The organism is Cellvibrio sp. PSBB006, from assembly GCF_002162135.1.
GTDB lineage: Bacteria > Pseudomonadota > Gammaproteobacteria > Pseudomonadales > Cellvibrionaceae > Cellvibrio.
In genome coordinates, this window is the sequence record NZ_CP021382.1 from 2,440,345 (window position 1) to 2,466,947 (window position 26,603).

At 49.0% G+C, this 26,603-nt stretch carries 22 protein-coding genes; 15 read left to right on the top strand and 7 right to left on the bottom strand.

Annotated features, from left to right (window positions below; translation table 11 throughout):
* Positions 1 to 32: 32 nt before the first annotated feature.
* The 4 genes from CBR65_RS10140 (at position 33) to CBR65_RS10155 (ending at position 1,435) form a co-directional block, all read left to right on the top strand.
* Complete coding sequence (locus CBR65_RS10140; protein ID WP_087466741.1) at positions 33 to 254, top strand: AlpA family transcriptional regulator; 222 nt, start codon at positions 33 to 35, stop codon at positions 252 to 254.
* Positions 251 to 520 carry a helix-turn-helix domain-containing protein gene (locus CBR65_RS10145; protein WP_087466742.1) on the top strand — a complete coding sequence of 90 codons (270 nt, stop codon included), beginning with the start codon at positions 251 to 253 and terminating at the stop codon, positions 518 to 520. The genes CBR65_RS10140 and CBR65_RS10145 overlap by 4 nt, the downstream gene beginning before the upstream one ends.
* A gap of 97 nt (positions 521 to 617) precedes the next feature.
* The gene (locus CBR65_RS10150; protein WP_087466743.1) at positions 618 to 872 is read left to right on the top strand and encodes a hypothetical protein; all 255 of its coding nucleotides are present in this window, start codon (positions 618 to 620) and stop codon (positions 870 to 872) included.
* On the top strand, positions 869 to 1,435 hold the full coding sequence (locus tag CBR65_RS10155) for an inovirus-type Gp2 protein (RefSeq protein WP_087466744.1): 567 nt from the start codon (positions 869 to 871) through the stop codon (positions 1,433 to 1,435). The genes CBR65_RS10150 and CBR65_RS10155 overlap by 4 nt, the downstream gene beginning before the upstream one ends.
* 369 nt (positions 1,436 to 1,804) lie before the next feature.
* On the opposite strand, the gene CBR65_RS10165 is transcribed toward CBR65_RS10155, so the two are convergent.
* On the bottom strand, positions 1,805 to 2,236 hold the full coding sequence (locus CBR65_RS10165; protein WP_087466746.1) for a hypothetical protein: 432 nt from the start codon (positions 2,234 to 2,236) through the stop codon (positions 1,805 to 1,807).
* A gap of 689 nt (positions 2,237 to 2,925) precedes the next feature.
* On the opposite strand from CBR65_RS10165, the gene CBR65_RS10170 reads away from it, so the two are divergent.
* Positions 2,926 to 3,672 carry a hypothetical protein gene (locus tag CBR65_RS10170; protein WP_087466747.1) on the top strand — a complete coding sequence of 249 codons (747 nt, stop codon included), beginning with the start codon at positions 2,926 to 2,928 and terminating at the stop codon, positions 3,670 to 3,672.
* Between the two features lie 46 nt (positions 3,673 to 3,718).
* Here the strand turns inward: CBR65_RS10170 and CBR65_RS10175 are convergent, their stop codons facing one another.
* Positions 3,719 to 5,161 (bottom strand): hypothetical protein, encoded by a 1,443-nt coding sequence (locus tag CBR65_RS10175; RefSeq protein ID WP_087466748.1) that lies wholly within the window; start codon positions 5,159 to 5,161, stop codon positions 3,719 to 3,721.
* A 463-nt stretch (positions 5,162 to 5,624) separates the two neighbouring features.
* Here CBR65_RS10175 and hypF point away from each other — a divergent pair, with 463 nt between their 5' ends.
* From hypF to CBR65_RS10225, 10 genes are all read left to right on the top strand, one after another.
* Positions 5,625 to 8,015: a carbamoyltransferase HypF gene (gene hypF, locus CBR65_RS10180; protein ID WP_198300930.1), complete on the top strand. Its 2,391-nt coding sequence runs from the start codon at positions 5,625 to 5,627 to the stop codon at positions 8,013 to 8,015.
* 46 nt (positions 8,016 to 8,061) lie between these two features.
* Positions 8,062 to 8,340: a HypC/HybG/HupF family hydrogenase formation chaperone gene (locus tag CBR65_RS10185; RefSeq protein WP_087466749.1), complete on the top strand. Its 279-nt coding sequence runs from the start codon at positions 8,062 to 8,064 to the stop codon at positions 8,338 to 8,340.
* Positions 8,340 to 9,047 (top strand): SIS domain-containing protein, encoded by a 708-nt coding sequence (locus CBR65_RS10190; protein WP_087466750.1) that lies wholly within the window; start codon positions 8,340 to 8,342, stop codon positions 9,045 to 9,047. The genes CBR65_RS10185 and CBR65_RS10190 overlap by 1 nt, the downstream gene beginning before the upstream one ends.
* Entirely contained in the window at positions 9,034 to 10,191 is a 1,158-nt protein-coding gene (gene hypD / locus CBR65_RS10195) for a hydrogenase formation protein HypD (protein WP_087466751.1), read from the top strand. Before CBR65_RS10190 ends, hypD begins: the two co-directional genes overlap by 14 nt.
* The gene (gene hypE / locus CBR65_RS10200) at positions 10,188 to 11,282 is read left to right on the top strand and encodes a hydrogenase expression/formation protein HypE (protein WP_087466752.1); all 1,095 of its coding nucleotides are present in this window, start codon (positions 10,188 to 10,190) and stop codon (positions 11,280 to 11,282) included. Before hypD ends, hypE begins: the two co-directional genes overlap by 4 nt.
* A gap of 49 nt (positions 11,283 to 11,331) precedes the next feature.
* Positions 11,332 to 11,943, top strand: a complete 612-nt coding sequence (locus CBR65_RS10205) for a hypothetical protein (protein WP_087466753.1) — start codon at positions 11,332 to 11,334, stop codon at positions 11,941 to 11,943.
* A 45-nt stretch (positions 11,944 to 11,988) separates the two neighbouring features.
* Positions 11,989 to 13,662, top strand: coding sequence for a hypothetical protein (locus CBR65_RS10210; RefSeq protein ID WP_087466754.1), 1,674 nt, complete (start codon positions 11,989 to 11,991; stop codon positions 13,660 to 13,662).
* 148 nt (positions 13,663 to 13,810) lie between these two features.
* Positions 13,811 to 14,722, top strand: coding sequence for a phosphoribosyltransferase family protein (locus CBR65_RS10215; protein ID WP_087466755.1), 912 nt, complete (start codon positions 13,811 to 13,813; stop codon positions 14,720 to 14,722).
* 5 nt (positions 14,723 to 14,727) lie between these two features.
* On the top strand, positions 14,728 to 15,558 hold the full coding sequence (locus tag CBR65_RS10220) for a M15 family metallopeptidase (protein ID WP_157672029.1): 831 nt from the start codon (positions 14,728 to 14,730) through the stop codon (positions 15,556 to 15,558).
* 31 nt (positions 15,559 to 15,589) lie between these two features.
* Positions 15,590 to 17,443: a nickel-dependent hydrogenase large subunit gene (locus CBR65_RS10225; RefSeq protein ID WP_198300931.1), complete on the top strand. Its 1,854-nt coding sequence runs from the start codon at positions 15,590 to 15,592 to the stop codon at positions 17,441 to 17,443.
* Between the two features lie 6 nt (positions 17,444 to 17,449).
* Here the strand turns inward: CBR65_RS10225 and CBR65_RS10230 are convergent, their stop codons facing one another.
* From CBR65_RS10230 to CBR65_RS10250, 5 genes are all read right to left on the bottom strand, one after another.
* Complete coding sequence (locus tag CBR65_RS10230; protein ID WP_087466758.1) at positions 17,450 to 18,460, bottom strand: LacI family DNA-binding transcriptional regulator; 1,011 nt, start codon at positions 18,458 to 18,460, stop codon at positions 17,450 to 17,452.
* A gap of 432 nt (positions 18,461 to 18,892) precedes the next feature.
* Complete coding sequence (locus CBR65_RS10235; protein ID WP_198300932.1) at positions 18,893 to 20,878, bottom strand: glycoside hydrolase family 97 protein; 1,986 nt, start codon at positions 20,876 to 20,878, stop codon at positions 18,893 to 18,895.
* 336 nt (positions 20,879 to 21,214) lie between these two features.
* Positions 21,215 to 21,895 carry a SapC family protein gene (locus CBR65_RS10240; RefSeq protein WP_157672030.1) on the bottom strand — a complete coding sequence of 227 codons (681 nt, stop codon included), beginning with the start codon at positions 21,893 to 21,895 and terminating at the stop codon, positions 21,215 to 21,217.
* A 4-nt stretch (positions 21,896 to 21,899) separates the two neighbouring features.
* Positions 21,900 to 23,453: a tryptophan halogenase family protein gene (locus tag CBR65_RS10245; protein ID WP_087466761.1), complete on the bottom strand. Its 1,554-nt coding sequence runs from the start codon at positions 23,451 to 23,453 to the stop codon at positions 21,900 to 21,902.
* Between the two features lie 95 nt (positions 23,454 to 23,548).
* Positions 23,549 to 26,491, bottom strand: a complete 2,943-nt coding sequence (locus CBR65_RS10250) for a TonB-dependent receptor (protein WP_087466762.1) — start codon at positions 26,489 to 26,491, stop codon at positions 23,549 to 23,551.
* Positions 26,492 to 26,603 lie beyond the last annotated feature (112 nt).

Here is a 26,603-nt window from a genome sequence, read left to right on the forward strand (position 1 = left end):
TATCGCACTCAACAACACGAGAACGATATCCAATGAACCAATTCCCAACCGGCTTTATTCGCTTAAATCAAATACTTGGCAACCCCAAAGCAAACCCACCAATACCAGCAATTATTCCAGTCTCCAAATCCACCTTCTGGCTTGGTGTTAAAGAAGGTCGCTACCCTCAACCCGTTAAGCTGGGTAAGCGTTGCACCGCTTGGCGAGTAGATGATATCCGTCGCTATATCGAGAGTGTTGGGGGTGAAGCATGAACCGCAAACACCTGAGTAACGCCAGTGCCAACGCACAAAGAAAACGTTTACTGGAAGCCCTTAAAAGCCTGGGTGCAGTCAATACACTCTATGCCCGTGACCGATTAAATATAATGGCACCCGCCCCGCGCGTGAAAGAGTTACGCGAGCAAGGTCACCTGATACACACCGACCGAATCAGCATAACTGACCAAAACGGCTTTCTTCATAGGAATGTTGCTCGCTATGTACTGATTCAATTAGCAGGAGAAAAGACAGAAAAATAAAACCCGCTTAAACATTTGCCTAAGCGGGCTTATTTAACACGGCTAGCGGTGAAAGTTTGCAGACCTGAGCCGCTAGCCAACAACAGGCTAGCACAGCATGAACACCATTCCCAAACCAATTCACCTCAAAAACAGAAAAGGTTTTTTAATCAAAAACTTAGCGCACATACCAAACGGCATTGGACAAACCTTGCAGGTTTTTTACCCCGTTTTTTGCAATACAGCCCACCGAATTTGTTTTTTAATTCATAGGCTTACAAACCAAGCTACCCCACATGCTGCGCTAGGTTACTTTATATTATCTATGTCAAGTTTTACCGCCCCTTACATCGCTCTAATGGATGCGCAATGAGCTACATAGTCACCAATCCATTAATCGAATTTAACGGCGAATGGTGGGAAATAAACACGCGTAAGAGTGGCATTTACCACGACATGATGCAGGCAATACTGGGGCAACTATTCGCAATGCTAAGTCACCACAATAAAGCGCTGGTTTTTCGTTTTGATTTACATTGCCCGAGCCATACTGACACCAATAAAACCATCACTGATTTTTTGCGGCGCTTATCGCGGCGAGTGATCCGGCATTACGGCCTGAGCCGCTTTGGTTATTGCTGGGTGCGCGAGCAAGAAAAAGCAAAACAGCAGCACTATCACTTTGCGCTAATACTGGACGGCAACAAAATACAAAAGCCCAGCCTTATATGGGAAATGATAAAAACCATTTGGGAATTTATGGGCGGCAAATGCTGGCTACCAGACAACGCCTATTACCGCCTGACACGCGCAAACCGACACCAGACACAGGAAGCAATCAAACGCCTGTCATACCTAGCCAAAGGCCGTGGCAAGAGCTACAAACCCCAACAGACAAAAAACTACGGTACTAGCCGGATAAAGGCGCGAGAATAGCCCACAGGCGATTTAACAACGAACAGGTAAACATATGACCCGATGGCAGCAACAACAAACCAATCGCAATACCATTAAGCACCTGCAAACCGTTTTATTGCTTAACAACTCGCGCCCGCCCAGCTATGTGAAAGCGGTAGCTGCGCTAAACCGCCTGGCAATCACTACCAGCAGAGGCAACCCTTGGACACCCAAGCGGCTTTTCAGAATGTTGCAGCGCAACGGAATCAGCGGACTGCATGGTCTATGCGCATCGCTAAAAGAAAAGAGCTAAATCAACAAAAAACATACATGCTTCAATCTAAAATTTTTCGGATAGCCTGAATATTTAACTGATTGCACCAAGTTTTGTTGTTAATTTCGCTTCACTTATTTACACGCACTAGCTAGAGCTACCGGTGCCCATTTGCCATTTACGAGCTTAGCTTTTGCGCCATTTTCCCATGTATAAATTTGTCCATCGACATAGGCTTTTCCGTTTACATCTGCATTTTTTTCTATGTCTGGCAAGTAATAAGGCATAGGGGCAACCTCATCGTATGGCTGGCTTACATGAAGATTCTGAACACCGCGAATGACATGATCCTTTCCTGCTAAATCTGTGAAGCTGATTTTATATATTGGTTTACTAGAGAACATGCCACTTTCATCGCTGACCCACACCATCCCACCACATGCAAGATATTCGTTCCCATCGGCAGTGATTACACGCGGAGCCGTCTGAAATTTATCACAACCAAAAAGGAGTAAACTCGCAACCAAAGCTAACACTATCAATCCAATTCTATTCATGCCGAACATCTTGTTTTTCCTTCCTAGTAAGGTTCCAGAAACTTTTGCTTGATAATTAGCACACACGGTAGACCAAGAGCAGAAACATTAAATATGAGTAAACTGCCGCCAGTCAACCAAAGTACATAGCAAATCAGCTCATTACCCTTTTTAAGCCGTAAACACCGGCAAATTACGGAGAATAAGGGTATTTCTGGACATCTTAGAAAGGGAATTGGGTATTTTTGCGCACTAAAAAAAAGGGTATTTTGAGACTCCCTAAAGGGTATTTTGCGACCAGTACGCGCAGGATTTAGCAGACACAGCACCTCACATTTGTTGGTATCGTCGTTGGCACCGGATAAAATCAATATTTTTTAATCATTTAAAATCAATAACTTATACTAATATTTCTTGTCCTCTCCTGGCACCATATTCAAAAGCCTCGATAGTGATATCGGGGCTTTTTCATTTGCGGCTTCGATTAACAACGGACTTGTCCTCAGTCGCTCTTGTACGTCCGGTACACCGCGACACTTGTGCATCCATGCACATCGTCCTAGGCACCAAATTTGAGAGCCTCGATAGCAATATCGGGGCTTTTTTGTTTCTGGTTTCAGACGCGATCGGTGACAAGGTAATTTAGTGAAAGATCGGCTAGTATCATGAGCTGTGGAGTAGCAGCTCCACGATGATGCAAATGGAATGGAGCCGATTTTATGAAGACTGCGGTATATCAATCGTTTCGCACCACTGACGTACCCGACTGGATGACACGATGCCTCGCAAGTGTTTCCAGTTGGGCAGAGATGCGGGACTTCGCCTATCACTTTTATGACGACGAATTTTTTAATTATGCCCCCGCCAGGTTGCGGACGGCTGTTGGCAATCAGCGTCATCTGGTGTCCGATGTGGCGCGCCTGGAGCTGGCCAAGGAACTATTAAATACCTACGATAGGGTGATCTGGATTGATGCCGATGTGTATATCAATAATCCCGCGAATTTTTTATCTGCGTTTCCGCCCTGTAAATTTCTTTTTTGCCAGGAGCATTGGGTCCATCAAGAGGGTGAGAAAATTATTGTCTCTGAGCGGGTCAATAATGCCGTCATTGTGATGGAGCGAGACAACGAATTTCTTGATTTTTATCGTTATGCCTGTAATCAGGTGATCAATGAATGGAAGCAATTGTCCCACAGTGCATTTGGTACGATTTTTTTAACGCAGATCCACAAGATGCTGAAGCAACCCTTGCTGCTGGATGTGGGTATGTTCAGCCCCTTATTGCTCGATGCCGCCAGGCAAAATAACCGCACCTTCCTGGATACCCATTTAAAACGAAAGAATGTCCCGATAAACGCCGCCAACCTATGCCTGACATTTTTTAATGGAAACTACGATGGCCGCAAGCTGGATGACAGTGCCTATGTGGCAGCGATGGATTATCTCGACACACTGCATAAGTAATAAGTCGGCGCCCTCCATGGCGCCGTCTGTCTCAACATCAATTTTTTTATTTTTTCTTAGGCGTAGAACCGGCAGGCACCAGGGGAATATTCGTCAGGCTGAACACATGACTGGTGCCGGTGCTGGTTGATGCGGAGTGACAACCAAAGCAACCCTGATCTGATGACGACGAACCCAGCTGGTGATAGGTTTCCATCGTGGAGTTGGCCAGCAACAATGAGCCAATCAATTCCGGATCGGTTGGACTGGAGGGGATAGAGCCATCTTTCGTCCACACAGCGCCGACCTGAAAATAATTACTGCGCACATCGCCTATTAATCCCAGCATTACCAGAATATCCAGATTCAGCGAAATCAATTCACTGTTATTTTCTGCTGAAGCTTTGGTGGGCGCATTACCCCAGGGATTAACACGGTAAACATTGTTGGCCTGAATTGTATTGCCTGAGGTAGCGTTGATGTTGCCCGTGGATGAATCCACAGTCATCTGCGCCACCAGCGCGCCCGTTTGACTGCCACCGCTTGCCATGAAATTCCATTGCCCCGTGGAGTTGTAGGGAATAGATTGGGTCTGTCCAAACAGATCGTTGAAATAAAACGTATTATCCGGCGCATTGCTGCGATGCTCGAAGGTCGCCCACACCATCTCCGGATGCCCTTGCACCGGACCAACCACATGGACACCAACCAGGGCCAATGTTTTCTGTACAGAGGGAGCGGTGGTACTGATGGTCCATTGGGTAGGACTGGTTTTAACATAATTGGGAACCATCGCCACAATGGTGACGTAATTCGCCACATTGTCCACCGTCGCTGCATCAACCCATGCGGTTTTTAACTCCATCGTCAGTGCATTGCCATCACCAATGTTTGCTCCGTTGCTCTTGGCGTAACTTAACACTGATTTCAATTCTGTTGGTGTGGTAGGAAAAGGCGTATCAGCAGGCAAATATTTATTAGTCAGCGCAGTATTAAACCAGGCATACACATCGTTGGCATGCACGGCAAAATAGACCAGTGATCCATTTAACGATAACAAGGTATCGCTGCCACCGGCTTGCCCGCCCGGCTGAATGGTTTGCGGTTTGGTATCACGCAGTGCAAACCCTTTATTGACAGTATCAGCGCTGTTCGACACATAGCGATAGATTGTATTGCCTGATGCATCAACGCCGTCGGTGTACATATCAAAGAAAGTCGCTGAGTCCAGAAGAATCCCACCATTGACCGGTGATGTAATCCACAGGAACATTTGATGCGCCCATTTGTAGAAGTCGCACTTGGTGTTATCGGTCGGAAAATTCACACTATCGGCAAAGCTTACAAGACCATTTTTACTGATCCCGCCAACAAACCAGGAATTTAACTCTTTGGGTGAAATTGAACAGGCCGTATCGACATAGCCGAGCTGTTTAACTTGAGATTGGGGTTGAGCCTGGATAGCGGTTGCAATAAAGACAAGACTTATTAGAAAAATGTTTCTTAGCATGATTACCCTCCGTGGGTAGTGGTTGCCCTCTACTACTGTAGCGGCTTTTTTCCGGATAACCAGCCGGTGTAATCCCTTGTAATATTTGTCGCCAGAATTTATATAAATTATTTTATGCATATAAATGTCGCCACACAGGGATATGGCACAAAACACAATATTTTTAATAAACAAAAAAACATACTTTTATAAACATCATTTTAAAAAACGATAAAAAATCAATGATTGGTTAAGACAAAAAAATCGTAGCAATAAATTTCAGGTAATTTGCTGTAATTTTCATAAACCGGTGACTATAGTAGTTTTTACGTTCAGTCGTTCGCTCCAAAGGCTCAACCAACAAGGCGAGCCTGAATAAAAGAAATAACGTGATAATATTTGTTTCAACCCGTTTCTTCGCTTCTGCCAGTGTTCCGATGTAAGGCGGACGGTCATATAGTTCTCGCCAAGGAGGTAGCCAGTTGTGGTCAATATCGCACTGGAAAACCATGAAGTCCGAGTCAGAGGTACTGTCCAGGGCGTGGGCTTCCGCCCGACCGTTTATCGATTGGCCATTGAGTGTCGACTCAAGGGCGAGGTCTTTAATGATACCGACGGTGTGTTTATTCGTTTAAGCGGTGTTCACACCGATATCCGCGAATTTCTACAGCGACTTGAACATGAATCACCACCGCTGGCGCGAATTGAATCTATTGAAAGCAACGCGATAACAGCGCAGTGGTGTTATCACAATTTCCACATTAGCCAATCCAGTGCATCACAGGGGCGCACGGACATATCGCCGGATGCTGCTACTTGCAAGTCATGCCTGGAGGAAATCTTTAATCCTGCTGAGCGCCGTTATTTATATCCCTTTACAAATTGCACACATTGCGGACCACGCCTGTCGATTATCCGGGGAATTCCCTATGATCGTGGCAACACCACCATGGCGAATTTCACCTTGTGTGCTGCGTGCGAAGCTGAATACAACAATCCACTGGATCGGCGTTTTCATGCGCAACCGGTTGCCTGCCATGAATGCGGTCCGGGATTATTTCTGCATCATTTCTCCGGTGAAACACCGACGCTTTCCGGCGACAGAAAACAGCAAACCCGACACATCCTCCAGGATGTAGTAGATGCACTTCAGGATGGAAAAATTGTAGCCCTAAAAGGCCTCGGCGGTTTTCATTTGTGTTGCGATGCGACCAACCACTTCGCCGTAAGCCGTTTGCGCGAACGCAAACAACGCTATGCCAAACCCTTTGCGTTAATGTGCAACAGCATCGACAAAATTCGTGCCTACTGTCAGGTTTCCAAACAGGAGCAAGAGGCCTTAGCCAGCAGCGCAGCACCCATCGTGTTACTGCAAAAACACAGCGAACAACAGGGCCTTAATACCTTATCCACCGCCATCGCGCCGGGAACTCATCTGCTGGGTTTCATGCTGCCATATACACCGCTGCACCATCTGCTGTGCCAGGACTTCGGAAAGCCGTTGGTGATGACGAGCGGCAATGTCGCCGGCGAACCGCAGATTATTGATAACGATGAAGCCCTGGAGAAACTCGGGGATATTGCTGATCTGATGGTGTATCACGATCGTGATATTGCGAATCGCATCGACGATTCTGTGGTGCGGTGTGTGGGTGAAAAAATCAGAGTCATACGCCGGGCACGCGGCTATGCACCACGCTCAATCAGCTTGCCCAAAGGCTTCGAGCAAGCCGATAACATCATCGCCTACGGTGCCGAACTGAAATCGACCTTCTGCCTGCTTAAGCAGGGCGCGGCTATCTTGTCGCAGCATCAGGGTGACCTGGAAGATGCGACAACTGCCGCCGATTTTGAAAAGAATTTGCAACTTTATCAGCAGATATTTTCATGCAAGCCACAATATCTGATCGCAGACAAACACCCGGAATATCTCTCCAGTAAGTTTGCCCGACGCGATGCAAGCGCACAGCAAGTTGATCTCATGGAGGTTCAACATCATCACGCCCATATCGCCAGCGCCATGGCGGAAAATAATCTGCCAGTAGATCATCCACCGGTATTGGGTATCGCACTGGATGGTTTGGGCCTGGGCGACGATAACGAATTCTGGGGCGGGGAATTTTTATTATCGACCTATCGCGATTACCGTCGTCTCGCCTTGCTCAAACCCGTGGCCATGCCCGGCGCCGCTCAGGCCATCAAACAACCCTGGCGCAATAGCTATGCGCAGATTTGCAACAGCATGAGCTGGGAAACATTTACCGCGTTATACGGCAACACATCACTTGCCAATCTTCTTACCAGCAAACCATTACCCACCTTGCATGCGATGTTGAGCCAAGGCATCAACTGTCCGTTAAGCAGCTCAATGGGGCGCTTGTTTGATGCGGTGGCCGGTGCACTTGGTTTGTGTGCGGAGCAGGTTCAGTTTGAAGGTCAGGCCGCGATTGAACTGGAAATGATGACCGACACAGCGGCCGTATTAAATAACACGATTGATCGCCCTTACGCGTTGCGCCTTGAGCAGATAACAGATACGCAAGGCCATCGTTTACTCCAACTCAATCCCGCCTGTATCTGGCCGGCATTACTGAATGACATACAACAACAGCAACCGATCAGCGTGATTGCCACGCGTTTTCATCGCGGGCTAATTGACAGCATTGCATTGTTGATCAAGCAATTGCAGAAAGAGTTTACATTCACCGACGTCGTCTTGTCCGGCGGTTGTTTTCAAAACGCGATCCTGTTGCAGGGGCTTGAACGCGCGTTGGATCAACAGCAGCTGCGTTGTATTACACACGCGGATATACCGGCGAATGATGGCGGTATCGCACTGGGACAAGCCGTGATAGCGGCGGCAAGGATAAGTTAAAAAATAATGATCACAACTAACCGTGTTAACCATCAGGGGAAGACTTATGTGCTTAGGAATACCGGGCAAGATCGTCAGCATTGTTGACGCAGAACAACAGGTCGGCATCGTCGATGTCGGCGGTATCCAGCGGGCGGTCAATCTCAGTTGCATTGCTGAACCCAATGTAGACCTCCAGCAATACCTCGACAATTGGGTGCTCGTGCACGTCGGCTTCGCCATGAGTGTTATCAACGAAGCTGAAGCCCAAGCCACGCTCGCGGTGCTCACCGAGTTGGGCAACATGCAGGAAGAAATGGCGGCGATGCAGGAGGGAGAATCCTGATGAATCACTCCGACAATAACGCCAGCTTGCAGGCACTTTATCCCTTCCTCAACAACACGCCGTCTGATAGCGCGGTTTTGAATCATGCGCTATTGGATTCGATTGACAAAAAAATCGTGGAACACCAACGCGTGATCACAGCGTTTTTCAGTTCTCATGCGCAGGCCATGGTGAATTGTGCCCAGGCAATTGCCGATGTTTACAACCGTAAGGGGCAACTCTTCACCATGGGCAATGGCGGCTCCAGTTCCGATGCCGCACACATTGCCGTGGAATTTTTACATCCCGTCACGACAGGACGCCCAGCCCTGCCCGCCTACGATTTAAGTTGCGACAAAACTGTGATGACCGCTATCGCTAATGACGTGGGTTATCAGCATGTGTATGCCCGGCAGGTCGCAAATCTGGTTAAAGAAAATGATGTGTTGATTGCTGTCTCCACCAGCGGTAATTCGGAGAATCTGATACGGGCACTGAAGCAGGCGCAAAAGATCGGGGCAACCACCATTGCGCTGGCCGGGGGTAACGGCGGAGAGATGGCCAAGCTGCAACTGGATCATTGCCTGATCGTTGAATCCAGCAGCATTCATCGCGTACAGGAATGTCACGTTGCGATCTATCACGTGCTGTGGGATCTGGTGCATACGTTACTGGCTGATACGCGCGGAAAAATACATACAAAGGAGACTGGCGATGAAATACGTTGATGAATTTCGCGATCCACACAAAGCAAAAGTTTTGCTCGACAATATTATCGATATTGCTGACGCACTGGCAGATGACCAACAGCGACCGACCTACATCATGGAGGTCTGCGGTGGCCATACCCATTCCATCTTTCGTTACGGCATTGAAAATATGCTGCCGCCGAGTATCGAGTTGATTCACGGTCCCGGCTGCCCGGTGTGCGTCTTGCCGCGCGGTCGCGTTGATGACTGCGTGGCAATTGCTGAGCAAGAGAACGTAATCTTTACGACATTTGGCGATGCGATACGCGTGCCCGGCTCGCAAAAAAGTTTGTTGGAGGCAAAGGCCGACGGTGCCGATGTGCGCATGGTGTATTCGCCGATGGACGCGCTGAGCATTGCGAAAAAAAATCCGGACAAGGAAGTGGTATTTTTCGGTTTGGGTTTTGAAACCACCATGCCCAGTACAGCGCTAACCGTGCTTCAGGCCGAGGCCGATGGCGTCACCAACTTTTCGCTGTTCTGCAATCACATCACCATCATTCCCACCATCAAGGCCGTGCTCGATTCACCGGATTTACAGCTCGATGGCTTCCTGGGGCCGGGACACGTGAGCATGGTGATCGGCAACCAACCTTACGGCTTTATTGCTGAGCAATATCATCGCCCGGTTGTGGTGGCGGGCTTCGAGCCGCTGGATATTCTGCAATCCCTGTGGATGGTCCTGAAACAACTACAGGCTGGCGAAGCACGGGTGGAAAACCAATACAACCGCATCGTACCGGAATACGGCAACAGGATGGCGCTGGAAGCGATCAGCAAGGTGTTTGAGTTGCGGCAATTTTTTGAGTGGCGCGGTCTGGGTTCCATCGATCATTCGGGGGTTCAGTTGAATAAACAATACAGCACCTATGATGCAGAAAAAAAATTCTCAACCAAAACCGTCACCATCGCCGATCCGGAATCCTGCCAATGTGGCGAGGTGTTGAAAGGTGCAATAAAGCCCTGGCAATGCAAAGTATTCGGCAAAGCCTGCACGCCGGAAACGCCAGTCGGTGCACTGATGGTCTCCAGTGAAGGCGCTTGTGCGGCCTATTACCTGTACGGCGGCGATCGTATTGATGCGCTGCAAGTGGAAGATGATATTGAGGAGCTCAGAGCATGAATGTCGCAGAAAAAAAACCGATTGAGGAAAATTCGGCAACAGCCCGCATCCGTCAGGGAAAACTGGTGAGCAATGTTATCACCCTGGCTCACGGCGGCGGCGGCAAAGCCATGCGCGATTTAATCGACGATGTCTTCATCGAGGCGTTCAGTAATCCCGCGCTGAATACGCTGGAAGATCAAGCACGATTTTCTCTGGACGATCTGGCGAGCTACGGTGACCGTCTGGCAATGACCACCGATTCTTATGTCATCGATCCACTGTTTTTTCCGGGTGGTGACATTGGCAAGCTGGCAATCTGCGGCACCGTCAATGATCTCGCTGTGGGCGGCGCCACGCCCTTGTATTTAACCTGCGCCATGATCATCGAAGAAGGCATGCGCGTTGACACCTTGCGTCAGATTGTCAGCTCCATGGCCGTCACCGCCAGAGCCGCAGGCATTCATATCGTGACGGGTGATACCAAAGTTGTGGAGCGCGGCAGTTGCGACAAGATTTTTATTAATACCGCCGGCATCGGTGTGATCCACAAGGATTATCAACTGGGTGCCCATCAAGCCCGCCCCGGCGATCACATTCTGGTGAACGGCTTTTTAGGTGACCACGGTGCCGCAATCCTGAATGCTCGCGGCGATATGCAGCTCTCCTGCCCGATAGAAAGCGACTGCGCACCGCTGCATACCTTAATACAAAGTTTGCTGCAGGCAGCTCCCAATACGCGTTTTATTCGCGATGCCACGCGCGGGGGAATTGCTTCAGTGCTGAACGAAATTGCCGAGACGTCGCGCTGCGCCATTGAGATTCACGAAGCGCGCACACCGATTCGCACAGAGATCAAAGGCTTCTGCGAAATACTTGGACTTGATCCGTTATATCTGGCCAATGAAGGCAAGCTGGTTGCCGTGGTGCCCGAAGCGGAAACCGCAGCAGCGCTGGCAGCTATGCACGCGCACCCGCTCGGGCAAGATGCCGCCGACATAGGCTCTGTATTGGCCGAAGGTCGCCCCGGTCGCGTTCATATGCAAACCAGTTTCGGTGGTAAACGCATTGTGGACATGCTGGTGGGTGAACAACTGCCGCGCATTTGTTAGCACCGCCAAATCTTCCAGTAATTTTAATTAAGTTAAAAAGGATCTTCTCATGAACGCTATATCTTCCATTGATCATATTCCTGCGGAAGGACTACTTATCCGTGTTCTTGACCACGGCAAGTTACTCACGCTCGACTATCAGGAAGCCACCGCAAAACACCAGCGTTCGCTCTGGTGGGGAACGGCAGTGGGTTATCGCGCAATGCAGGTTGCGGCTCTGGCGCTATCGGAAAAGCAATTATGGAGCCGCGACAATCTTGTTGTGGTGAGCGGTCACCCCGGCCCCGGCGTGCTCGACTCACTCAATTATGTAACGGGCTGTGCTGACCGTGACTGCCTGACGGTCATGCAAAATGAAAACTGCGTAAACCGCTGCAACAGCGAAATGAAGTTTGAATGGTGGGTCAGTGATGGGCAACAAACTGCTCATGTAAAATTGCGTGAAGATTTCGTGCCCATTGAGTTTTATCAATTGATTGACCGTCGAGTGTACAGCGAAACCCGCGCAGACGACGACAAGCTATTTGAACTCTTTAAAGTCAATCTTTCATCCCGCATTTGGGTGGCGCCCCTGGGTGAAAGTTTTTCCGTTGAACTGATTGCACCTCTCGCCAAAGGTGAAATACCCCACAACCACGAGTGGAACAAAGCAACGGCTTGAGGTGGATAACAGCCGATCAATGACATTTTCATGGAGATTAATCCAATGCAACCGCAACCATTTTTTTTAAAACTTATCAGCGCACTGCTGTTAACCTTTACCACACACATGGCTTTTTCTGCCTCGCCGGATAACGGCGGCAGCATTACCAAAGACGACTTAACCAAACCGGTGACAGATTTCCCCACCGATCTGGTAAGCGGCGCTAACCAAACGCAATTTGCCAATTACGCCTGGCGTTTGTTTATTGCTGCAACACAACAAACCAGTGCCACACTCAGTAGCGGTCAGGGTCGCGCAGTAGGCAATGGTAAGAATAATTTTATTGATACCGGCACCTCACCCGGTGTTGATAACCCGCTGGTTTTCGAAAGTTTTTATCACCGCACCGAAGCCTTTCCATTTTACACCAGCCAAAAACCCCCATCACCGATTCAGCAACTGCCGGTGTATTACACCTTTTACACCGACAACAAAGACAATACGGTGCCGTTAACCGTTAGCAATCAAAATTATGTTTATCTGGATGAAACTAACCAGATCAGCCAAAATTTTCTGTATTACCAGAACTCTTATGCACCGGAATTCCCCGTGTTATTTATGGCCAAGGTTAATCAAATTGAAGCAACCTATGCGCTTGACCCAGCACGCAAAGCGCCCAGTTCCTCAGTCTCCTGGGATTTTCCCGATGGGGTTGTGGAAGTGAAGTCTGCCTGGCGCAGAGTAAAGGATATTAAAAATTCAAATCCACAAGCCTATCACCAGGCCAGCGCAACCTATTATGTGGTGGACGACAGTGGCGTACCAACCATTCATACAGACACCTTTGCGCTGATCGCTCTGCATATCATTCAGAAAACCGCCAATTATCAGGAATTCATCTTTACGACATTTGAACACGTGGATGCGGTAACGCGCGATGGTAACAACAAGATTACCGATCCGGCTTACAAAACCACTTACAACAATTTGTCCTACCAGACACCGAGCGATGATCCCCACACGGCTACGGCGACCGGCGCCTATTCAATCAATGCACCCGGTCAACCGGCACAACAAAATAAACAAACCACTTACGACTTGCCGGATGCCGGAGCTATCTCGCAAGATTATACGACAGTGGTGCAACCCAACACGATCGTCAAGGAAGTAAACGATGTGAATAACCAGGTGAACACGCTGATTAAAAGTCTGGACCAGGATAATATCTGGGCCAACTATCGTCTCAAGGGCGTTCAGGCTGTCCCCACCAGTGACTCCACCGCAAGCAATTATTTTCTCGCCAATATCGTGGTGGAAAGCAGCCAACCGGGGATTCAATTATTCACCGGCATTCTGTTAAACGGCGGCGTGCCTGTACAAGGTGTGAAGGATAAGAGTCAACAATATTTTGTGAACTGCCGTGGTGATATCGGCAGCACAAAATGTATTTATCCTGATCCGGCCCTGAACACCTCAGCACCACCAACGACTTACAACAACGTGTCACTCAATGTGCAACAAAGCCAACCGGTTCCGGCGGCAAAATTCAGCATGGGCGGCTGCCAGGGTTGTCATGGCGCTGCCCAGCAACTTGGTCGCGACTTCAGCTTCCTCGCCAATGGTGTGGGTGGCAAAGGCAAGGAGTTGGATGCGGTTCCATCAAGCGGATTACCCGCTGCACAGAAAGCAGCAGTTAATCGCAAGATGATTAAAAGCTCTGCGTTTGATCTGCGTTAATAGAAGACTGGTTGCCACACGTGAGGATATCCGTGTGGCAACTGTTCACCATGTAAATAATAACAAGCTTCAGAATACCTATAGACAGCATGCTCTAACGGGAAGAGTTCTTTAACGGGACGAGCTGTTTAATGAGAAGAGTTATTTCATGAAAAGTTGCCTCATGCATCATTCAACATTCGCAAAAAATACCCATGCGCTGGAGGAGGTCAACTCGCTGCCTCTGGTACTGGATCAACCGCGCTACCGGCACTACCCCGGCATGAAGCTCGGCTATCTGCCCGACATTCATTTTTTTGCGCGACAACTCAGCGAGCTGGCTCTCGTTATATTGCAAAAGAAAGCAGACCAGAACAACGATTGGGTGTTAACAGCACCAGCATTTTATCAATTGCCCGCCGCTGCGAATTTGATAGCTCGACAAGTCCAGGATCTTCTGCAGCAGCGCGGTATCTCTATTCCCCTGGTTGAGCCGCGCCTGAGTCCGCAACAAGTGGAAATCCGCACACGAGAGGATATAAAAAACTACAACAACTACAGCAAGAACAATTTGCAACAGCGCATTGCCGAGCGCCAACGGGTTCAACAACATATTGACAGCAACAGCTTATTGCCGCAGTTCCAGCACAAATCCGTCATTATTATTAACGATATAAATGTCACAGGAACGCAGCAGCAATTTATGCAAGCCCGCTTTGAGCAACTTCAAGCCCGCGAATGCACCTGGTTATATATCTTTACCGTTGATAAAAGCCTGGCTCACCGGTACCCCGATATTGAGTATCAAATCAATAGCAGCCAGTGGCAATCACTCGATCAATTTGCTGAATTGCTATGCGATCAGCAAACCTCGCCCACTGCACGCTGTCTCGGCCGCCTGTTTAATGAAACCATCGCCAATTTTCGCTACCTCGCCCACGCACTTGATCCAGATACGCGCCAGAGAGTTTATGAACTTGCCCAATTGGAGCGGCGTTACAACGGCCCTCTCTTCGCTGACAAGATGCAATTCCTGGCCGCCTCTGGCGGACACCTTCACATATCACAATCTCCAGGATGACCTTTATGTACGATATTGATCACAGGATTCCCTTGGTGGATCTGAAGCTGATTCATGCACCGCATTATCAAATTCCTATTGATGAAACATCACCGCTTTATAACGAACCTCTGGTCAATCTGAAACACTATGACCTGCCTTTTTTATCCTGGCACGCTGTTACAGACGGCAGCAATACACCGTATAAAAAGCCGATTCAGGGCTCGCGGCAGGAAGGTTGGTTACGAAAAACCATCGCTGAAAAGTTGGCTCGCGCCAATCAATTACTGCATCCCTATAACGCCGAGTTACTGATACTGGATGCCTATCGCCCCATTGAATGTCAGCGCGGTTTATGGACGTTTTTTTACGAACGTGGTCGCCGCGAACTCCCCGACGGCAACGAAGATGTGTGGCGGCAATATGCCTTGGGTTACGTGCGTGATCCGCGCAACTTTAGCCCGCGTGATGCCCGTACCTTTCCGATTCATATTACCGGTGCATCGATTGATATCACACTACGACAACGTGACAGCGGACGCTGGATAAATATGGGTACACGCTTTGAAGAAATTATTGAAGCCAGCACCACGGATTATTTTGAACGGCAATGGCAACAGGGACTTATTGCCGATGATGATGAACGCTTGTGGAACCGTCGCTTGATGGATTGGGCACTGCGCAGCGAAGGCTTCCTTAACGACCCGATTCTTTATTGGCATTACGACTGGGGCAACCAGATCTGGATTAAAGTTAAAAATGCGCTCTATGGCGATGCGCCGGAACAAGCCTGGTACGGCCATATCGCCGCACCTGCCTGGGAAGTTGAAGAAGCGCACTTATCAGCGGAAGCGTGAAACCGCACCACGAGGAAACATGGAGCACACAATGGAATTGCAATTAGCCGAACTGATCAACACCGCCAAAGTAAATCAGCGCGACGCCCATACACCGCGACTGAGCCCGGCCATGCAAGAACTGGTCAAACAGCAGAATGCCATCACTCAGGCATCCGACCCCATGAGCAAACTGGAAGGCGGGCTGGCGGTGAATTGCCGCGTCGATTTGAATGATAAAAGCATCATCGAAGCAGCATCCATGGCAACCGCATTTCGCGGCTATGAATCGCTATTACCGGGACGGGATCTTCGCCAGGTGGGGCTGGTCAGCGCTACCGCCTCCGGTATTTGCGGTGGTGTACACGCAACAGCTTCCGCGCTGTGCCTTGAGATGGCACTCGGCATAAAACCGCCGCCCTTTGGCATTGTGCTGCGCAATTTACTGCTCAGTTGTCAGTACCTGAGCGACAACTGTATGCATTTATTTGTCCTCGCCGGCCCGGATTATTCTCAAGCCATCGTTGAAAAAACCAATCCGGAAATCTGGAGCAGGGCACAGCAAAGCAAGAGTCAATTTTCGCACCTGCACGGCTATACACATATCAGCGATATTATGGTGGAGCTAAATAAAGGTTCCGGATCGCTGTACCGCGAAGCGCTCCAGATGGTATCGCTTGCGCGCCAGGCTTATATTTTACTCGGCGGAAAATATCCGCATTCCGAATCCATTATCCCCGGCGGCGTCACGATGACTGCCGATGCGCACAAGCTGGGACACTTCAGCGAAATGTTGCAGCCCTTCATGCATTACAGCCAAAAAGCTGCTGCTATTTGGGATGATATTTTTGATTTTATGTTGTCGGCCAATCCGCGTTATGAAGATTTGGGACGCAGCGACGCTTCGTTGCTGGACTTCGGTCAGTGGGATCACCCGGATCACTATGACGGTAGCTATCAAACCTGCGACATCTGGGGGCAACACCGCTGGTCTACCCCCGCCGCCATTATCAATGGCAAGTTAGCTTGCGTATCGCTGAGTCAATTGAATGCCGGCATGGAAGAGAATCTGGATTATTCCTTTCAATCACGCATTGATATTCCCGCAGCCGATGTCATTACACACGACCCAGTGGGCAATGCTATCAGCCAACTCCATCCCTGGAACAAAAAAACGCACGCAGGTAAAAACGCCAGTCCGAATGCATACAGCTGGGGATCAAGCCTCACCTGGCGCGGACACAACTTTGAGGTCGGCGCCTATGCACGCCTCTATCTCACCGCCGCTGCCCAAAAAATTCCCAAGAGCCCCTACCTTCACGCTACCGGCTCCAGCATGCATTTCCTACTCAGCGCAGCGAATGAAAAAGCTGTAGAACTGGAATGGCATATACCGGACGTATGGAATACGTTTGCACGCAATCGCGCACGCGCTTACGCACTTGCGTTTAATCTGGCCGTAACCCGGGAAAATATTGACAGCGCCTACCGTTTGCTCGCCGTGGGCGAAACAAAAACCCATGCCGCATTAAACGATGCAAACACGAATGAAGCCCAAACAAAACAGCTCGGCGTGGGATTATGGGGCGCCAGCCGCGGATTTCTCGCGCACTGGGCAGTCCTTGATAAACAACGTATCGACAACTACCAGATCGCCATCCCATCACGCATCAACGCCGGTACCACCACACCGACCCGCACACCGGGACCGATGGAAAAAGCCCTGCTGAATACGCCGATATTGGAAACCGCTTTTCGCAATGCCGATGACTTCGCCGCTATTGATATTCAACGCACGATTCAGAGTTTTGATCCCTGCATGAACTGCACGGCTCATGTGCTGGTGAATGGTAGTGAACAGGTGTTGAGTAAGGTCATTGATACGAGTTTTGTGCCCGTCAAATAACGGAACTCAACCACCCACCACCCCGGTACTATTCCGCACAATCAATTTGTGCGGCAGTATCTTGTTGCACTCTTGCATCGGCTCGCCATTTAACTGGGGCAACAGTAATTCCATACAGGCAATGCCGATTTCCGTCATGGGTTGGGCGATGGTGGTGAGGGCGGGATAGCAGTATTGGGCGTAGGAAATATTATCGAAACCCATGACGGAAAAATCCTGCGGGATTTTATAGCCGAGGTTGTGCAGCGTAGCCAGACAGCTCATGGCCATTTCATCGCTGAAAGCAAAGATCGCAGTGGGGCGATTTTCCCGCGCAACCAGTTTGCGCGTCGCCTGTTCTGCTTTTTGTAAACCGTAATCACCGACTTCAATCAATTCATCTTCGTAAGGTAAACCGGCTTTTTGTAGCGCGCGGCGATAACCTTGCAGGCGGTCCAGAGTGCTGGGTGATGTCATGTTGCCGGCGACAATGCCGATGCGGCGGTGGCCGAGGGAGAGCAAATAATTCACGGCATCTTCGGCGGCGGCGGCATTATCAATATTCACTTTTGGTAAGCCTGTCACCGACACAGTCTCACAGGCATTAACCATCGGCGGTAATTGGTCGGCAAGTGGAATCGCGGGGTCAATATCAAAGGGCAAGCGCGAGCAGAATAATAAAATACCGTCGGCCTGGCGCGAGCGCGCCATAGCGGCGAAGGAACGTTCGCGGCTTTCCTGTTCCTGGGTGTCGCCCAACAGCAGCGAATAACCGTGCTGCAAAGCAATACTTTCGATCGCGCGGATCACGGGATAATTAAAAGCGCTGATCACGTCGGGAATGACAGCAACCAGGTTATAGGTTTTGGATTTGCGCAGGCTGACACCCAGACTGTTAGGCGTATAACCCGTGCGCTTGATGACTTCCAAAACTGTATTGCGCTTGGCCTCAGCAACCAGCTCAGGATTCCTGAGTACGCGCGAAACGGTGGCAGGTGAGACGTTTGCCTCTTTGGCAATTTCTTTAATACCGATCATGTCGATCCCCTAAATTCAGCTTTGTTATAGATGGTTTGTGATGCACAGGGATGTAGGGAGAGCTTTATTATTCGCCGATGACAGGAAATGTGCCACAGGCATTAACTTCATACTAGCCAGCTGCGGAGATTTATGCACCTGATTATTGGCAACCGAGTCGCAAAATAGCGAAAAAGCCTAAGCCCTGCCGGCCTGGTCAGCATATTTGAGGGAGAAGTTTATCCAGCTCCACGGCCAGATGGTTTGGTGATGCCGCAACAACCGGCACCACCAATTGGGTTGTAAAAAAGAGCAGAGTTGTAAATTGACATCGCAACCTGACGGAAGAAACAGGTTATTGAGATCCTCTGCTCAAGGTACCGGAGGTCGGCGTATGCACCTGGGGACCGGAATACCATTGCGTAAATTTCTTATGTGTTTGCAATCACCATTTCACTCAGCCAGCAAACTGATAGCCACACCACCACCTGGCGCCAGGCGTAGCGGTAAGGTATCGGCTGCAGACACCCGCTTTGTCTCTACTACATAAGCCGCAGGATTGGAGCGATAATCGGCATCGTCCGCATCGCGATAAATGCTAGCCGTGTAGTATTTTCCCGCTGGCAGAAAATCCAGTGCAACTGTCAGGTTGCGCGCATCTTCGTTGGTAATTGCACCCACAAACCAGTTATCACTGTCCCGCTCCTGGCGAGCGATACTGACAAATTCACCGATCTCACCACCCAATACGCGGGTTGTTTCCCAATCCACCGCAACGTCTTTAATAAATTGCAGCGCCTGCGGATGTTTTTCATAATTTTCCGGCAGGTCCGATGCCATTTGTACCGGCGAATAAATTACGACATACAATGCCAATTGTTTTGCCAGTGTCGTGTTCACCTGATTGTTCGGACGATCCGGCAAGGTCAATTCAAACGCGCCCGGTGTAAAATCCATGGGGCCGGAAAGCATACGGGTAAACGGCAAAATCGTTGTGTGGTCCGGCGGATTTCCACCATCCGTAGCCCAGGCATCGTATTCCTGACCGCGAGCCACTTCGCGTGAAATTAAATTAGGATAGGTGCGGCGCTCACCGGTGTCTTTCACGGTTTCGTGAGCAACCACCATGACCTTATGCTTTGCCGCTATCTCGGTAACTTTTTGCGCATGGCGAACAAAAAACTGGCCGTGATGGTAATGACCATTCGTTAACAATTCTCCGGTTTCCACGTACCCGGTTTTCACCGCCTTCATGCCGTATTTTTCGAGAAACTGATACGCCGCTTCCAATTGCCGCTCGTAGTTATCGGTAGATGCACCGGTTTCGTGGTGACCAATAATGTAAACACCTTTTTCTTTCGCGTAGCGCGTAACTTCGTCTACATCATAATCGGGATAAGGTTTGGTGAAGTCGAACGCATCGCCACCATGATTCCACCACTCACCATCCCAACCAACATTCCAGCCTTCCACCAAAACTCCGACAAAGCCATGCTCAGCTGCAAAGTCGATATACTTTTTCGTGTTGGCGGTAGTCGCACCGTGTTTTGGCCCCTGATTCCAGGAACCTTTTTCCAAATGCAATTCCCACCAGATACCCACATATTTTCCGGGCTTGACCCAGGATACGTCGCCGAGTTTATTCGGCTCGTTCAAATTGAGAATTAAATAAGACGTCAATAAATCCGTCGCTTTATCGGCAACCTGGATCGTCCGCCAGGGTGTTGCAAACGGCGCTGTTACTTTCGCCTTAACCTCAGATGTCTTGCTCCAGGGAACCAGGGCTGCCCGCAATGAGGTGCCGGACGTTACTGCAAGGTTCATGGTGGAATAATCAAACAGGGCGGCTTCATGCAGACTGATAAAAGTCCCATTGGCAGTTTCCATGGTCAGCGGTGTATGCACCAGCTTCATCTCGCTGACCGGTGTATTCTGGTACAGGTATTCATATTGATTCCCGGCTTGGCCGGGCGTCCACCAGGCTGAGTGATCGCCCGTCAGTGCAAATTCGGTCAACTCATCCATAATTTCAAATGAGCCCAACTGAGGCTGCTGCGGAAATTCGTAGCGAAATCCCATGCCGTCGTCATACACGCGAAAAACGATATTCAATTTACGTTGCAACTCACTGACTTCCTGCAAGCCAACTCGCAGTTCTGTATAGCGATTCTCTATGTAACGCTCCTCACCCCACGGCTGCTCCCATGTATTTGCAAAGTTGGAGGTATCTGAAGAAATGATCTTGAACCCTTTAGCCAAAGCCGGTGCATCTTTCAGATCGAAGCCCATTAATGACTTGCTCACGATCTCGCCCCCCTTATAAAGCACGCGATATGCTGGCTGTCCTTCCTGCGTCAGAAAAAATTCCACATTCAGGTTGTTGGAGGGAGAGGACACCAGGGTATCGATCTTTTTATGAGCGCATGAGGTAACAAGCATAAAAGAAACCAATATCAAGAATAAATTTTTCATTATTTTTACTTCGACTAATGTTTTAAAAAAATAAAAGATGCAGCAGACATCCTTCGCAACCCAAGCATTAGCTTAGCGGCTGCTTCCATAGAATAAAAGGCGTCTTAAAAAATGAAATCGTTTTCAATTTTATGAAAACGATTTCTATGTAAAAAATTTTATCGTGGATAGCAAGAGAAGCAGTTTAAGAAGGTAATTTACTGAAGATTAAAATATTTAAACAGAACAATTAAATATTGTTCTGTTTAAAAAAAATAACGGATGAAAATCAGATATCGCAACGATAATAATCGCGCATAACAGTCAGCTACTAAGAAAGGTTAATTTCCGCATATTGAACAGCGAAAAGCTTTGCGCATAAGCGAAATTAGCAATGCTCAAAAATTTATCCTTGTCATCGCCATCAGTGATTTGCAGCACTTTGCTTGTATCAATGCCATAAAGCCCTTCCAGGGCCGTCTTGGGTTTACCCTTAAATTGTATTTCTGCTTTAAGTCTGGTGATCAGGCCTAGTTCCAAGACAGTTTTTATAAATGCATCCGTTTCTTTGTAGCCTCGATAGAGTTCCCCAAGCGCAGCCACGGCTGATTCCAGTCCTTCGGACTGCGATTCAAATAGCTTCTCTCCTTTACCTACGCACGGAGAGTCAAGGTTGACCCCGATAACCGGTCCAGCAGCATCTGATGACTCTATGGCAACCAACGGAAGTCGGCGTACATTTAGTGGCAGCATGTCATCATTAGAGATATCCTGACCATCAAGCAAACTCGACTCTCCAGATACACCCAACAATAGTGAGCAGGTAAATGCTCCCGTTTCACCATCCTTAACAAAAACGATCGGATAATGAAACATCAACGTATGAAACTCAGACACAACCACCGGAATCAATCGTTGTTTGTATGCCGACTTTCTCGCTTCTTTAAAGTCAACCTGGAGATCCTTATGGGTTTTATTGTCCAGCACCTCAATGTTTGCATTCATAGATTTATATCTTCTGTAGGCCGTGCTTACGAATCGCATCGATAAGTGCACGATTAGCAGGTAAAGCGCTCATCAGCGCAGTCAGATGTCGGCGCTGGTTAGTAACTTTATGTTCAAGGCGTTGCAGGTTTTTTTCATCCGGCCTATGGGTAGCCGTTTTGAACTTCATACCATACAAAATATAACAGTAGCTCTCGAAGGGGAACACATCTGCACGATTCAAAAAATCCAACACGGAGGGGCAATGCTCCTGCCACATAGCCAGTTTCTCCAGGAGCGTATCGGGAATAGACTCCGGACTGGTGTTGTCGCGCCAGAACGGGGTATCTCTGCGCTTTGACAAACAATAATGCAGCTTCAGAAACTCAATGATCGTATCCCAGCGGTATCTGAAAATCTCATTGAATTGTTGCTCGCAACGCGCAAAACCGCTTTTATACTGAGGAAGTTTTTCAGCGATCCAGTACGCGGAAATTTCGACAAGCAGAATAGATGAAGCCTCCAGGGGTTCAACAAAACCGGCAGACAACCCCACCGCTACACAATTTTTTCGCCAGAATTTTTCTCTGTGACCCGGCGTATATTTAATAAAGCGTAAGGGCAAATCCCGCACGGCTTCGCCAACATAATCACGCAGGCCCTGCGCTGCCTCTTCATCATCGATATACCGGCTCGAATAAACATGCCCAATCCCACGCCGGCTTTGCAAGCCTATATCCCAAATCCAACCGGACCCGGTCGCGGTTGAGATCGTGTGACTGGCGATAACAGATTTCCCATTAATGCCATAAGGACATTGCACAGCAACCGCTCTATCGCAAAATAACACGTCGCTTTTATCAATGAATGGAACTTTAAAGTGCTTGTCAATTAACAAGCCGGCAAAGCCCGAACAATCAATATAAAAATCCGCAACCAACTCAGTGTTATCTGCCAGTTGCAGTACGGCTATCTCGCTATCTTCGCCCGCACGGGTACCGATAATGTCATTGACCACATGGTGGACACCGAGCTTGTTGATGCAATGGTCTTTGATAAACGCGGCGAATTTATTGGTATCCAGATGATAGGCATAATTAAGATTGCCCTGATACTCGGGCGTGGTAATAGATTTGGGGGCGAGACCCGCCTCGCAAATGGCTTCCTGGTGACAGACAGCTGCCGAATAAGAAAGCCCTTCGGCGTTGGGTGCATTGTCCAACCAGTGTGTCACCGTACTGATTGGCCCCAGGTTAAAGGGAAGCATTAATGGGTGGTAATAAAAATCAGTTTCAGCGTTATCAACCCAGCGATTAAAGCGCGCACCTTGCTTGAAGGTTGCATCGCATTGCTGAATAAATTCAGCTTCGGAAATCCCCATAGCTTGCAAGGTCGTCCGCATTGACGGCCAGGTTCCTTCGCCCACGCCAACATTGCCGATCGTCGGGGATTCAATCAGGGTAATCGTCAAATCCCGGCCCTGCTCTTTCACACATTTTGCAGCAAGAACACCCGCTGTGATCCAACCAGCGGTTCCGCCACCTACTACAACCACATGTCTTACGCTGTCATTTATCATTATATTTTCAACATTGGACTTTGGTTTAATAACCGGTTGTTAAAAAGGGCCTTTTTAAAAAAGACCCTTGTCTTGCTCCTTACTGAAAGAGATTATTAAAAGGATGCACGTACACCAACCGTATAACGTGGACCACTTTCTTCTGCCAGCAAGAATTGGTTGGCAAAACGACCGTGCCAACGTGTTTCTTCACCCGTCAGGTTAATACCTTCCAGGAAGATAGAAACATTCTCCAAGAGATTATAGCTCGCACTCAGATCGAATTGGCCGTAGTCTTCGACGAAGGTTGGCTCGGCTACGCCGCCCTGATCCAGTGATTGCAAAAAGCCATCGCGATAGTTGTACGCCAAACGCACCTCAAACTTATCGTTTTCATAGAAACCGACAAGGTTATAGGAATCGCTCAGGCCAACCAACGCAAACCCTTGATCAAATTTGCTCGCGTCATACTCGGCATTGGTATTAACAAAGGTCGCATTGGCAACCACACCAAAGCCTGTCTCACCGAACATATGCTGAACCGCCAACTCATAACCATCGACATCAGCGGTCTCAACATTTGACGGCTTGGTTACCGCAAACTCGATGACCTGATCATTTGGATCGATAAGATCAGAAGGCGCACCACCAGGAGGAATAATAGTAATGCTACCGGTCGCCGGGTCAGTGATTGGCTCCCCGTCTTCACCCAGGAAAACCTGCCCGCTCGTTGCATTAACAATAAAATTATCCACCTGCTTGTAAAACACACCGATAGAGGCGTAGCTACCGGAACCGTAGTACCACTCCAGAGACAAGTCGATGTTATCCGACTCCAGCGGCTTCAGATCCGGGTTGCCCGCCGTGACCGGATAGGGTCCGTTCTGTTTAAGATCCCTGAACTCCAGATTGGGACGTAACTCTTGCATAGACGGACGCGTAATGGTTTTCGAGTAAGCCGCGCGCGCCACCAAGTCCTCAGTGAAATCAATTCTGAAATTCACATTCGGCAGGAACATCGCATAATCCGATTCCAACTTGGTCGGCGTAACCGCTGTGAGCACTTCATTCAGCACTTCCGCACCTTCAGCCTCGACGCGCAGAATCGATGCGAGATTCCCTGTAATGGTCAGATCCGTTTTTTCATAGCGCAAGCCCGTTACAAAACCGTAAGGGTAACCACCCAAATCACCCGCGAACTCCAATTGCGTGTAGAGCGACATAATGTCTTCATCAATGTCGTAAGACTCTGAAGGTACATTGACTGTCGTGAAAGGAACACCGACGTGGCCTTCGTAGATGCGACGGAACTCGTCGTGATCAAACTCCAACCATTGTGTTTGAATATTTCCACTGCCACTCACACCGCTGAGGAAATCAGAACCCGCATCAAGCACGGACACTTGCGGCGGTGCAATTTCCGTCCAGAAGAACTCGCCACCACAGAACATACAGTTCAGCGTTGCACCTGGGCCGACGTAAGCGCGCGGCTCATTCTCAGCAATTGTCTCCGCCTCTTGCTCAGTCAGGCCGCGCCCGGTGGTAAATTGCTGGCGCGCCTTGGTGCGGCTTTTCATGGAAAGACCAAAATCGGCTTTTACCAAACCCGTCGCTTCATCGGATTTAAATGCACCAGCGATTTTGAATTGATCAATGGTGTCATCCACAACGCGACCGTTGCGAATCGTAAAGCCCGGCCGCAAATTGCTGGGGTCAAGGTAATCGCCATTCGGAATAGTCAGGTTACCGTCAGCATCTGGCTGATAGGGAACCGAACCCGTGTCAGACTCAAAGCCGGAGATGGCGGGAATAAAGCCATCACCCAAATCCCAGGTCAGACGGTTGCGATAACCCATGGTCACCTGTGAATTACCATACCCCATAGGGTCATCGTATTCAGATTCAGAGTGGTAAGCATCCACGGAAAGACTCAATGTATCGGTCACGTCCCACGCAAAGTTGAGGCCGCCCATTAAAGTGTTGGACTTCCGGTTTTCTTTAATTGCGTTGAACTCGGTGGCTTGCACAACGCCTTCGCCTTCGCGCCGGTCCGCGATAAAGTGTGTCACCGTACCGTTTTCATCCGCTACGACATCGCGCCAATCCGGACGGCTGCCGAACCAATGCACCAGCATATTTTGATCGCGTAACAACTCGAACTCGGAATAGAGTACATCCGCCGTTATGGTGAAATCTTCGTTGGGTGCAAATTGCAACACTAAATTAGCATTGTCGCGTGTACGCTGATCTTGTTGCACCTGGATGAAATGGTTTTGTGGCAGATACAGACGGCCATCAGGATTGGCGTTAGAACGCAATTCCGTTTCGTCCGGATACAGATTAGAACCCGAATTGGCTTCCACCCGCGCCCAGTTTGCGTTGGTTACACGATTAACGCGCGAATCCCGTTCAAAGTGATTGTAGGCAAATAAAATCCCCAAGGTATCGTCTGCAAAATTGCCACTGTACAACAACGAGGCTTGTGGGCTCCCCTCTTCCGCCAGACTTTCATAGTTATACTTGATAGTACCGGCAAACTTATTACCAACATCAAAAGGGCGCGGTGTTTGCAGATCAATAACAGAGCCAATGCCACCGGAATCGGTAAGCGCTGAACCACTCTTGTTGACCACGATAGCGTTGATCATTTCTGATCCGAGCGTATCGAATTCAAAATCGCGGTTATTATTTTCCGATGTTAGCTGACGGCCATTCAGCGTCACCACGTTAAAGCCGGGACCAAAACCCCGAACCGTTACAAACTTTCCTTCGCCACCCTCGCGATTGATAGACACACCAGGGATACGTTGCAGTGATTCTGCCAGGTTAGTGTCCGGGAATTTACCGATATCTTGCGCATTAATGACATCGACGATACCGGAAGACTCGCGCTTGGTGTCCATTGCGGATGTCAGCGCACCTCTAACACCCGTGACAACAATTTCCTCAACCGTATCATTGCCAGCCTGCGCTTGTGTCTGAGCACTCAAACCGATTGCCGCATAGGAAGCGATGGCGCTTACCAGAATTTTTTTCTTAAAACCTCGTTTGATGTTCATGAACCTCTCCAATTATTCATTTATGGATTATTTTTTATCATCCGGCTCTTAATACTTGCCAACATTTGCCATTAATCGCCAGATGAAAAATTCCCTTTTTGGGTAAGTTAAA

Excerpts from the sequence above, each read along its gene's own strand:
- CBR65_RS10140 (WP_087466741.1), top strand. The coding sequence starts at position 33 with ATGAACCAATTCCCAACCGGCTTTATTCGCTTAAATCAAATACTTGGC.
- CBR65_RS10145 (WP_087466742.1), top strand. The coding sequence starts at position 251 with ATGAACCGCAAACACCTGAGTAACGCCAGTGCCAACGCACAAAGAAAA.
- CBR65_RS10150 (WP_087466743.1), top strand. The coding sequence starts at position 618 with ATGAACACCATTCCCAAACCAATTCACCTCAAAAACAGAAAAGGTTTT.
- CBR65_RS10155 (WP_087466744.1), top strand. The coding sequence starts at position 869 with ATGAGCTACATAGTCACCAATCCATTAATCGAATTTAACGGCGAATGG.
- CBR65_RS10165 (WP_087466746.1), bottom strand. The coding sequence starts at position 2,236 with ATGTTCGGCATGAATAGAATTGGATTGATAGTGTTAGCTTTGGTTGCG.
- CBR65_RS10170 (WP_087466747.1), top strand. The coding sequence starts at position 2,926 with ATGAAGACTGCGGTATATCAATCGTTTCGCACCACTGACGTACCCGAC.
- CBR65_RS10175 (WP_087466748.1), bottom strand. The coding sequence starts at position 5,161 with ATGCTAAGAAACATTTTTCTAATAAGTCTTGTCTTTATTGCAACCGCT.
- CBR65_RS10185 (WP_087466749.1), top strand. The coding sequence starts at position 8,062 with ATGTGCTTAGGAATACCGGGCAAGATCGTCAGCATTGTTGACGCAGAA.
- CBR65_RS10190 (WP_087466750.1), top strand. The coding sequence starts at position 8,340 with ATGAATCACTCCGACAATAACGCCAGCTTGCAGGCACTTTATCCCTTC.
- hypD (WP_087466751.1), top strand. The coding sequence starts at position 9,034 with ATGAAATACGTTGATGAATTTCGCGATCCACACAAAGCAAAAGTTTTG.
- hypE (WP_087466752.1), top strand. The coding sequence starts at position 10,188 with ATGAATGTCGCAGAAAAAAAACCGATTGAGGAAAATTCGGCAACAGCC.
- CBR65_RS10205 (WP_087466753.1), top strand. The coding sequence starts at position 11,332 with ATGAACGCTATATCTTCCATTGATCATATTCCTGCGGAAGGACTACTT.
- CBR65_RS10210 (WP_087466754.1), top strand. The coding sequence starts at position 11,989 with ATGCAACCGCAACCATTTTTTTTAAAACTTATCAGCGCACTGCTGTTA.
- CBR65_RS10215 (WP_087466755.1), top strand. The coding sequence starts at position 13,811 with ATGAAAAGTTGCCTCATGCATCATTCAACATTCGCAAAAAATACCCAT.
- CBR65_RS10220 (WP_157672029.1), top strand. The coding sequence starts at position 14,728 with ATGTACGATATTGATCACAGGATTCCCTTGGTGGATCTGAAGCTGATT.
- CBR65_RS10225 (WP_198300931.1), top strand. The coding sequence starts at position 15,590 with ATGGAATTGCAATTAGCCGAACTGATCAACACCGCCAAAGTAAATCAG.
- CBR65_RS10230 (WP_087466758.1), bottom strand. The coding sequence starts at position 18,460 with ATGATCGGTATTAAAGAAATTGCCAAAGAGGCAAACGTCTCACCTGCC.
- CBR65_RS10235 (WP_198300932.1), bottom strand. The coding sequence starts at position 20,878 with ATGCTTGTTACCTCATGCGCTCATAAAAAGATCGATACCCTGGTGTCC.
- CBR65_RS10240 (WP_157672030.1), bottom strand. The coding sequence starts at position 21,895 with ATGAATGCAAACATTGAGGTGCTGGACAATAAAACCCATAAGGATCTC.
- CBR65_RS10245 (WP_087466761.1), bottom strand. The coding sequence starts at position 23,453 with ATGATAAATGACAGCGTAAGACATGTGGTTGTAGTAGGTGGCGGAACC.
- CBR65_RS10250 (WP_087466762.1), bottom strand. The coding sequence starts at position 26,491 with ATGAACATCAAACGAGGTTTTAAGAAAAAAATTCTGGTAAGCGCCATC.